The following is a 9,949-nucleotide window of genomic DNA, read 5'->3' as shown; positions in this document are numbered from 1 at the left end:
TTCTCCGCCGCCGAACCGTCGATCCAGTGAATCCGCTCAGGCTGGCACAGGTCCGACATCTTCTCCACCCACCGGATCAGGTGCTTGTTCGTCGTAGGGACTATCGTGGCTGGTCGCTGCATGACTCAAACCTCCAGTGATAGGGTCTACGGTACAGGCGCTTTGGCGGTCGACGTCCTAAACAAAAAGAAAAGGCGGCTTAAATCTCTCCGAAAGTTCAGGCGGAGGTTCTGCATTTTCTTTTGAATTTCTTTAGGACAACGACGTTCAGCGCCGCCTAGCGTGGCAGGAACACAATTCAAGGAGGCTTCCCGGTGGCTACTCCGATTACCAGACAGCAGCGCTTTCATCACACACTCTATTTCCGCGTGATCGTAGGCGTGGCAGCCGGCGTGGTGGTCGGTCTTCTGTGGCCGCACTTCGGCGAGTCGCTGAAGCCGCTGAGCGACGGCTTCATCAAGCTGGTTCGGATGATGATCGCGCCGATCATCTTCCTGAGCGTCGTCATCGGCATCGCGAGCGTGGGAGACCTGAGGAGTCTTGGACGCGTGGGCATCAAGGCGCTGCTCTACTTCGAGGTGGTGACGACGCTCGCGCTGCTGATCGGCCTCGTCGTCGCGACGGTGGTGCAGCCCGGCCGCGGGATGAACGTGAACGCCGCCACACTGGATGCAAAGTCGATCGCCCAGTACACCGCCGACAGCAAGCACCTGACCGCCGTCGACTTTCTGCTGAACATCATTCCGGACAGCTTTGCCGGCGCGTTCACCAAGGGCGAGATCCTGCAGGTTCTGCTGCTCGCCATTCTGACCGGCCTCGCGCTGGCGACGCTCGACGTCAAGCCGCTGGTGAACGCGGCCCGGTCGGTGTCGCACGTCATGTTCAAGATCGTGGCTTACATCATGGAGCTTGCTCCGCTTGGCGCGTTCGGCGCGATGGCGTTCACGATCGGCAAGTACGGCGTTGTGACGCTGATCGCGCTGGGCAAGCTGCTGCTGTGTGTCTATATCACCAGCATCGCCTTTGTTTTCATCGTGCTGGGCGGGATGCTGTACACCCAGGGCATCAGCCTGTGGCGCTTCATCGTGTATATCCGCGAGGAGTTGCTGATCGTGCTGGGCACCTCGTCGTCCGAGTCCGCGCTGCCGAGGATGCTGGTGAAGATGGAGAATCTGGGCTGCTCGGCGGCGGTGACCGGTCTGGTGATTCCGGCGGGCTACTCGTTCAACCTCGACGGGACGTCGATCTACCTGACGATCGCGGCGCTCTTCGTGGCGCAGGCGACGAATACGCACCTGACGATCGGACAGGAGGCGTTCATCCTCTTCGTGCTGATGCTGAACTCGAAGGGCGCGGCCGCGGTCACGGGCGGCGGCTTCATTACGCTGGCCGGAACGCTCTCGGCGGTGGGGACGATTCCGGTCGCGGGCATCACGCTGCTGCTGGGCGTCGACCGCTTCATGTCGGAGATGCGCTCGCTGACCAACCTCGTGGGCAACGGTGTGGCGACGATCGTGGTCGCGCGGTGGGAGGGCCAGTTCGACGACGCGCGCGCCCAGCGGGTGCTGCGCGGAGATGCGTCCGCTCGCGAGGAGGAGATCGCGCTTGAGGCCAGGACGGGCGCGATCTAGGGGCGCGACGCCCCCAGCGTCTTCGTAAGACATCCGGAATGAATGAGATAGGCGGGAGGGCTCCGCCAAACTGTTCATTCCAAATGCTTTGCGGGCACAATTATGGATTCCAGACGGTTTAGATCTGATAGGCAAGGTCCTGGAGAGCTATAAGCTGGCAGCTTAAGCAGCATCGTGCCGCGCATGCTCAATCCACTCTTGGCCTCCCAACCCGTCAGGAAGAGCTTCGTTCTCCATTTGGCGGCGGTAACTCCTTTTATTTCAGTATTTAGCATTTATTAAGAAATTCAATAGTACAGTGGCGCGTGCGCGTGGCTAGGATTCGCGGGTCGTTGAAACCGTCCGGCGGCCGTCCGTTCACGGTCCTCGGTTTTTCTTGCAGGCCGCATCGGCATCAGGGGTTCAGGCAATGACCGTCTTCTTCTCGCAAGCACGTCCCGTAGGTCGTTCGGCTGGCTTCTCCGCCGTCCGCGAACTTTTTCTCGGCATGCTGTGTCTGCTGCTCCTCGTCGCGCCAGGGGCGATTTCCGCCCAGACGACCGGGGCGATCGTGGGCACGGTGACGGATGAGCGGGGCGCCCGGATCGTCGGGGCCGACGTGACGGCGCGCGACACGGCCACCGGCGTCACCCGGTCGAGCAAATCGAACGGCGGCGGCGAGTACAGCTTTCCGGCGCTCGCTCCGGGCGACTACGAGATCACGTTCGCCGCGCCTGGCTTCGCGAACCAGCTTCAGCGTGCGACGCTGAACGTTACCGACCGCATCGCGGTGAACGCGAAGCTGTCCGTGACCTCCGCCACCGTCTCGATCGAGGTGCGCGCGCAGGAGCCGCTGCTCCAGACCGAGAATACGGCGCAGGGACGCGTGATCGACGGCGAGAGCGTGCGCGATCTGCCGCTGGCGACGAACAACTTTACGCAACTGCTGGCGCTCGCGCCGGGCGCCAGCGCGCCGCTGAACGACGCCACCGCGCTGGGCCGGGGCACGCAGAACATCTCGTCGAACGGCGCGCGCACTGGCTCGAACGCCATCTATATCGACGGCGTCGACGCGATCAATGTGCATGTGAACTCGGCGGCGAACAACACCTTCGCCTCGAACGGCACGGTGATTCCGCCGACCGAGGCGATTCAGGAGTTCAAGATTCAGACCGCGCTCTTCGACGCGCTCACGGGCCGGTCGGGCGGGTCGAATGTGGCGGTCATCACGCGGTCCGGCACGTCGAAGCTGCACGGCTCGCTGTACGAGTTCTTTCGCAACGACGACCTGAACGCGAACCTCTTTTTCTTCAATTATGTGAACGCTCCCCGGCCGAAGCTGAAGCAGAACCAGTTCGGCGCGACGGTGGGCGGGCAGATTCTGCCGGGCAAGGTCTTCGGCTTCTTCTCCTACCAGGGCACGCGGCAGATCAACGGCGTGCAGGGAACGAACTACCTGAGCCTGCCGCAGGTCACGGACGACCGCTCGGCGGCGGCGCTGGGCGCGTATGGCGCGACGCTGGGCAAGACGTCGCACTCGGGGCCCACGATTCTGGCCAACGGGTCGAATATCTCGCCGACGGCGCTGGCGCTGCTGCAGTACAAGCTGCCGAACGGAAGGTACCTGATCCCGACTCCGCTGACCTCGGCGACGGTCGGGGTGAACTACGCGGTCTCGGTTCCGTCTTCGTTCGACGAGGACGAGTACACGGGCTCGACCGACTACCAGATCCGGTCGTCGGATCGTCTTTCCTTCCACACCGTGATCGCGGAGCAGCCGCAGTTCAACTCGCTGCCCAACGGCACGACGGCGGTCGCGGGCTTCGGCACGACGCAGCTCTTCAAGAGCCGTCTGTTCTCCATCGCCGAGACGCATATCCTCTCGTCTTCGATGGTGAATGAGTTTCGCGTCGGTCTCTCGCGCCTGCTGGGAACGACGGCGTTCGAGAATCAGATTCCGCTTGCGAGCGTCGGCATGACGCGCTTCAACTCGAATACGTTTACGGATATTCCGCAGATCTCGATCTCGGGCGAGTTCCGGCTGGGGTACTCGGTGAACGCGGATCAGGCGGATGCGTCGAACACGTGGCAGTACTTCGACAACCTCTCGGTGCTGAAGGGCCACCACAACCTGAACTTCGGCGTGGAGATGCGCCGCTATCAGGACAACTACTTCTCGAACAACCGGATGCGCGGGACGATCGACATCCTCTCGTTCCAGAACTTCCTGCTGGGCCAGAACGGCGTGCAGAACGGCACGGGATACTCCGATCTGTATACGACCTCGGTCGCGTCGGGCGTCGTGCAGCGCGACGACCGTATCCGCGACGTCTCGGGCTTTGCGCAGGACTCGTGGAAGGCGAGGCCGAATCTGACGGTCAACTTCGGCCTGCGGTATGAGTATCTCGGCCTGCCGGTCGATCGCTATGGACGCAACGGCGCCTTCGATCCAAGGTTCTACCAGGCGCCGCCGGCGGGCGGTTCGACCTCGCTGGGCTTCGTGCAGGAGAGCAACGCACGCAACCCGGTTCCGGGCATCGCGAAGGTGTCGAACACGCTGACCGATAATGTCGGTCACCTGAACTTCGCGCCGCGGCTGGGGCTTTCCATGCAGGTCCTGCCGCGCGTGGTGGTGCGGGCGGGTTATGGGCTGTTCTACGACCGGCTTTCGAATCAGCTTGGCCTGCTGGAGTCGCTGTCGCTGCCGAACTATGTGCGGACGGACGGCATCAACTCGACCGGCGGCTCGGGCACGCAGATCAACCAGAGCGCGTCGCTGGCGAATCCGTTTCCGACGCTTCCGCAGGCGAGTCAGTTTCCGGTGCTGCCGGTGCTTTATTCTTCGAGCGCGGCGACGACGGTGGCGCCGATCTCGATCAACGACATCGACCCGAAGCTGCGTACGCCTTACTACCAGCAGTATGGGGCGAATTTGCAGACGCAGATCACGCGCAACTCCATGCTGGAGGTGGGCTACGTCGGGGCGCGCGGCATCGCGCTGCCGGTCGAGACGGAGATCAACCAGGCGCAGATCGCCTCCGCCGCGAACCCGGTGAATGGGCAGACGGCGACGACGACCTCGAACGTGGCGGCGCGCTCGCCGTACCAGGGATTTTCGAACACGGGTCTGCTGTTCCTGCAGACGACGACGTATTCGAACTACAACTCGCTGCAGGGCACGCTGATCGTGAAGTCCGGCCACTCGGAGATGCTGGCGACGTATGCGTGGTCGCACTCGCTGGACGATGCGTCGGGCAGCGCGGATGGGTCGAACTTCAACAGCATCGCCGGCGACCAGACGAACCCGAGGGCGGCGTACGGCAGCTCGGACTTCGACCGGACGCATCACCTGGCGGTGCGCTTCGTGTACGACGCACCACGTCTGCATCGCGGGTTGTTTGCGCGGCGGTATGTCTCGGGGCTGGTGAATGGCTATAACGTCTCGGGCGTGGTGGTGGCGCAGAGCGGGCTGCCCTACTCGATCACGAACACCGGCGGCGCGACGTACTACGGGACCGACACGAGTCTGGCGAGCTATGCGGCCGGACGCACCGCCGCGTCGGCCGTGTATGGCGGACGTCCCGAGAGCCGGTTGCTGAAGTACTTCGACACGAGCGCCTTCGTCGGCGCGGGAACTGTCTACGGCAACACAGGCCGCAATATCATGCGCGGACCTTTCCAGCGCAACGTCGACCTGGCCATCAACAAGCGCACGACGATCCACGATTCGCTGGTGTCGGAGTTCCGGCTGCAGGCGTTCAACGTCTTCAACATGGTCAACTTCGCGAATCCCGGCAACGACGAGGGCACGGCGGCGACCTACGGGATCATCAGCAGCACGACGGGGAATCCGCGCATTCTGCAGCTTTCTTTGAAGCTTGAATTTTAGAGCGTACGGGGCAAGAACAGACAACGGCAAAGGCGAAAAAGCAGGTCCTTCGCTTCGCTCAGGATGACAGAGATTTTGGGTGGAATGACAGGCAGTTTGGTTTGATGGCGGCAGCTTGGCTTGATGACCGGCATTCTGGGCGCCGTCGGCAGAAGGTATTTCGCACTAAGAGACAGCAAGACCGAACACCGCAGGAGCACCTCCATGCAACGCATTCCCGGCTTTTCGCTACTCGCACTTCTCGTTCTCTCCTACCCGATGCTGCATGCGCAGACGACCCCGCCGGTCGCCGTGCCGGACCCCGTCGCGACGGTCGCGGCGGGCACCGGCACGGCGGGTGCGACAACCTGCGCGACCGGCATTCCCGCGACCTCCGGCGTGTCCTACGGAGACGGCTGCGCCCCGGCGACCGCCGGCCTTGCCGCGCCGCAGGGCGTCTCGGTCGACAGGCTCGGCAATCTCTACATCGCCGACTATACCGACCGCCTGGTTCGCGTCGTCTACGCGGGAGGCACGCAGCTTGCGGCGGCGATCACGGCGGCGAACTCCGGGTACGCCATCTCGGCGACGCGCAGCGCGCCGGCCCCGGCGCCGGTGGTGGGCAACATCTACACGATCGCGGGGCTGGGCACGACGCCGGCTGCACTGACGGCCACCAACGCGAGCGGCGGATACTACTGCGCAAACTATGCCGCGACCGGCCAGCCCGTTGGATTGAACTCGCTCGGCGACGGCTGCCCGGCGGCCTCGGCGCCGATCGGGGCGCGCGCCGTGCAGCCCGACTCCGACGGCAACCTGTTCTTCGTCGACTACACCGACTCCCGCGTGCGCGTCTTCTGCGTGAACTGCGCGGCTACCACTAACGCGGCGCAACTGATTGCGCTGGAGAATCCCGGCGTCACCCCGGTCAACGGGGCGATGTATACGGTCGCGGGCTATGCCGGCGGATACCGCGATGCGGCCATCGGCTTCGGTTCGGCGACGGCGGCGACGGTTTCGGTGGCGCTGCTGCGCTCGCCGACCTCCATCTCGGTCTCCGCGAGCGACGACCTCTATATCGGCGACCAGGGCAATAACGCCGTGCGCCTGCTTTACAACGGCGGCGCATCCGCGCTGGCGCTGCTCACGGCGGAGGGCGTCACGCCGGTGAAGGGCTATGTCTACACCATCGCGGGCGCGGGCTGCGTCTCGGCCGCGATCGGCAAGACCGGCTCCGTCACGACGGCGAACTCCTGCCTGACGACGACGCCGACGGACTCGGTCCTCGCGAATGCCTCGGGCGTGAACACGCCCTGGTCGGTCTACCTCGACCCGAATCAGAACCTCTTCATCGGCGATGGCGGCAACGGCCGGGTGCGGGTGATCTACGGCGGCGTCGCCAATCCGCTGACGCTGACCGGCAGCCTCACGACGGGCGACATCTACACCTTCGCCGGAACCGGCAGCTCGACCGCGAACGGCATCACGCCCGCGCAGCTTGCGCTCTCCGCGACGGCCACTGCCGCCGAAGGAATCGCGGGGGATGGCTCGGGCAATCTGTTCATCGTCGACTACAACCGCGCGGTGATCTACGAGGTCTACGCCAGCACCGGCACGCTGACGGCCATCGTGGGCTCGACGCCCGCCACGACGCTGGCGGCTGGCGCTTACTGCAACGGACTCGCCGCCGGACCGACCATGACGAACGCCTTCGGCGACGGATGCCCGGCGACGCAGTCCAGGCTGACCGCGCCACGCGGCGACGTCGCGGTGGATACAGCGGGGAATCTCTACTTCGGCGACTCGACCAACAGCGTGGTGCAGAGGTACAGCTATGCGGCGCCGTTCGCGGCGACCACGACCGGCGGGGCTTCAGCGGCGCAGATGGTGGCCTTCACCTTCAACTCCGCATCCAGCGCGACGGTCCCTTCGACCACGACGGCGGAGTTCTCGCTGACCGGGACCAGCACCTGCGCGCTGGCGGCGGTGAGCGGCGCCACCTGCGCGGCCAATGTCGCGTTCAACCCGACGCATCCCGGTCTGCGGACCGGAGCGGTAACTCTTGGCGCGGCAGTGGGCAGCGAGATGCTGAGCGGCAACGGCCTGGGCGCCGCGCTGAATGTCGACCCGGCCACAACGGTCTCGCTTGGGACGACCCTGCAGCCTGCGGGAGTCGCGATCGACAATGCGGGTCTGATTCTTGTCTCCGACCTGGCTTCGAAGTCGCTCATCCGCTACGCTGGCGCCACACCGACGACGCTCGCCACCGGCTTCACCGCGCCTTCGGGCGTAGCGGTCGATGGAGCGGGCAACCTCTTCGTCGCGGACTCCACCGCGAACACGGTGCGGGAGATTCCGATCAGCGGCGCAAGCGCCTTTACGCTGGTCTCCGGCCTGAACGCGCCGCACGGGCTGGCGTTCGACATGAACGGCAACCTGCTGATCGCGAACACCGGCGCGAACTCGGTCGTCACGGTCTCGCCGAACGGCGTCCTGGCAACCGCGACGGTTTCCTTCACGGGTCTTTCGGGTCCGCAGGCGGTCGCGGCCGACGGCTTCGGCAACCTCTACGTCGCGGACACGGGCAACGCGCGTGTGCTGCGGCTGACGCCGGCCGGCGTGCAGACGGTCGTGGCGACGGTCGCGAGCAATGGCCTGGCGGTCGACGCGGCGGGCGATCTGTTTCTGTTCTCGGGCGCGGCGTTGAACGAGTATCCCGCGGGCTCGGCGACGCCGGTCGCGGTCGCCAGCGGGCTCGCCACACCGCGCGCGGTCGCGCTCGACGCCAAGGGAAACATCGCCATCGCGGACTCGGGCAAGCCGGGCGTGCTGACGTTGAATCGCGCGGTCGCCAGCTACACTTTCACCGCCAGCCCCGCGAGCACAGCGTTCACGTTGACCTCGTCGGGCAATGCGGCCTTCGTTCCCGCTTCGCCGTTCCTGACGAACTCGGATACGACCCACTTCACGGTCGCGGCGGCGACGACCGGCGGCTGCAGCGGCACGCTCGCCGTGGGGACGATCTGCAACCTCAATGCGACGTTCTCGTCCGCGACCGCCGGCACGTTTACCGACAACGTGGGCTTCAGCGGCAACGCCACCAACGCACCCGGATTGACGCTTACCGGCACCAATACCGCCGAGTCCACGTCCACGACCTTCACGGTCAGCGCAACCAGTGCGACCTACGGCGCCTCGCTGACCTTCACCGCGACGGTCAAGGGCGCGGCGACGACGCCCACGACCGGAACCGTCGCCTTCCTGAACGGGACGACGACGCTCGGCACGGCCAGCGTCGGCGCGGGCGGGATCGCCTCGGCGGCCATCGTTCCACCGGCAGGCGCGCTGTCGATCACGGCGGTCTTCACGCCGGCCGGGATCAACTACGCGGCGAGCGCCTCGACCGCGCAGGCGGTGACGATCGCCAAGGCGGTGCTGACCGTGACGGCGGCGAATGTGTCGCGGCAGTTCGGCACGGCGAACCCCAGCTTCACGTATACGATCAACGGCTTCGTCAACGGCGATACGCAGGCGTCGGCGACGACCGGCGCGCCGACGGAGACCTCGGCGGCAACCGCCACCTCGCCGCAGGGCAGCTATCCCATCACCATCGCGGCGGGCACGCTTGCCGCCGGCAACTACAGCTTCACCCTCGTCAACGGAACCCTGACCGTGACGCCGGCCACCCCGGCGATTACGCTCGCCGCCAGCACGACGTCGACCTACGCCGGAACGCCGGTCGTCCTGTCCGTGACCTTGTCGTCAAGCGTTGGTACGCCGACCGGGACGGTGAATTTTCTGAGCGGCACGAGCTCGCTCGGGACCGCCACGGTCAGCAACGGTGCGGCGAGCCTGACGACCTCGGCGCTGGCGCTCGGTGTGGACGCGGTGACGGCTGTGTACTCGGGGGATACGGCGTTTTCGCCGGTCACCTCGGCTGCGATCTCGATCACGGTTGCGGCTGCCTTCGGGGTCTCCGCGTCGGCCACCGCACTGACCTTTCCGCATAACTACCAGGAGGCGCAAAGCTTCTTCACCGTCAACCCCGGCGGACGGACGGATACGCTGAGCTTCGCATGCACCGGTCTGCCGGCGAAGATCGGCTGCACGTTTACGCCTTCGACGCTGGGGCTGGCCGGACTGAGTGGGCCGCAGAGCGTGACCCTGCTTGTTTCGAACTCGGGCGCCTCGGCGGTGCTGGAGGAGCCGCCGGCCGGTCCGGCTTCGCGGCGTCCTGTCTTCGCCGGCCTGTTTGTTGCGAGCCTGCTGCTTGCTGCGCGCAGGCGGAAGATGCTGCCCCGGCTGCTGATGTTCGCGCTTGCGGCGGGACTGATCTCCGGCGCGCTCTCCGGCTGCGGTTCGAGCGTCGCCAATACGCAGCAGGCGGTCGGAACCTATCCGTTCAACGTCACCGTCAGCTCCGGTTCGACGGCCCTGCAAACCATTCCGTTCACGCTCACCGTACAGTAGA

3 protein-coding genes are annotated in these 9,949 nt (G+C 65.4%); all 3 read left to right on the top strand.

What is annotated here, in order from left to right; genetic code table 11:
• Positions 1-314: 314 nt before the first annotated feature.
• The 3 genes from dctA (at position 315) to CHB87_RS21470 (ending at position 9,948) form a co-directional block, all read left to right on the top strand.
• Complete coding sequence (dctA, locus tag CHB87_RS21480) at positions 315-1,631, top strand: C4-dicarboxylate transporter DctA (RefSeq protein WP_245818178.1); 1,317 nt, start codon at positions 315-317, stop codon at positions 1,629-1,631.
• Between the two features lie 409 nt (positions 1,632-2,040).
• Positions 2,041-5,499, top strand: a complete 3,459-nt coding sequence (locus CHB87_RS21475) for an outer membrane beta-barrel protein (RefSeq protein WP_089410511.1) — start codon at positions 2,041-2,043, stop codon at positions 5,497-5,499.
• Between the two features lie 204 nt (positions 5,500-5,703).
• Positions 5,704-9,948 carry an Ig-like domain repeat protein gene (locus CHB87_RS21470; RefSeq protein WP_142988479.1) on the top strand — a complete coding sequence of 1,415 codons (4,245 nt, stop codon included), beginning with the start codon at positions 5,704-5,706 and terminating at the stop codon, positions 9,946-9,948.
• Position 9,949: the final 1 nt, after the last annotated feature.

The sequence above is a fragment of the Granulicella rosea genome, assembly GCF_900188085.1.
In the GTDB taxonomy this organism is placed as follows: Bacteria; Acidobacteriota; Terriglobia; order Terriglobales; family Acidobacteriaceae; genus Edaphobacter; species Edaphobacter rosea.
Note: the sequence above shows the minus strand (reverse complement) of the source record. Positions and strands in the feature narration are given on the sequence as shown.

Coding starts and splice junctions, on each gene's coding strand:
- CHB87_RS21475 (WP_089410511.1), top strand. CDS start 2,041: ATGACCGTCTTCTTCTCGCAAGCACGTCCCGTAGGTCGTTCGGCTGGC.
- CHB87_RS21470 (WP_142988479.1), top strand. CDS start 5,704: ATGCAACGCATTCCCGGCTTTTCGCTACTCGCACTTCTCGTTCTCTCC.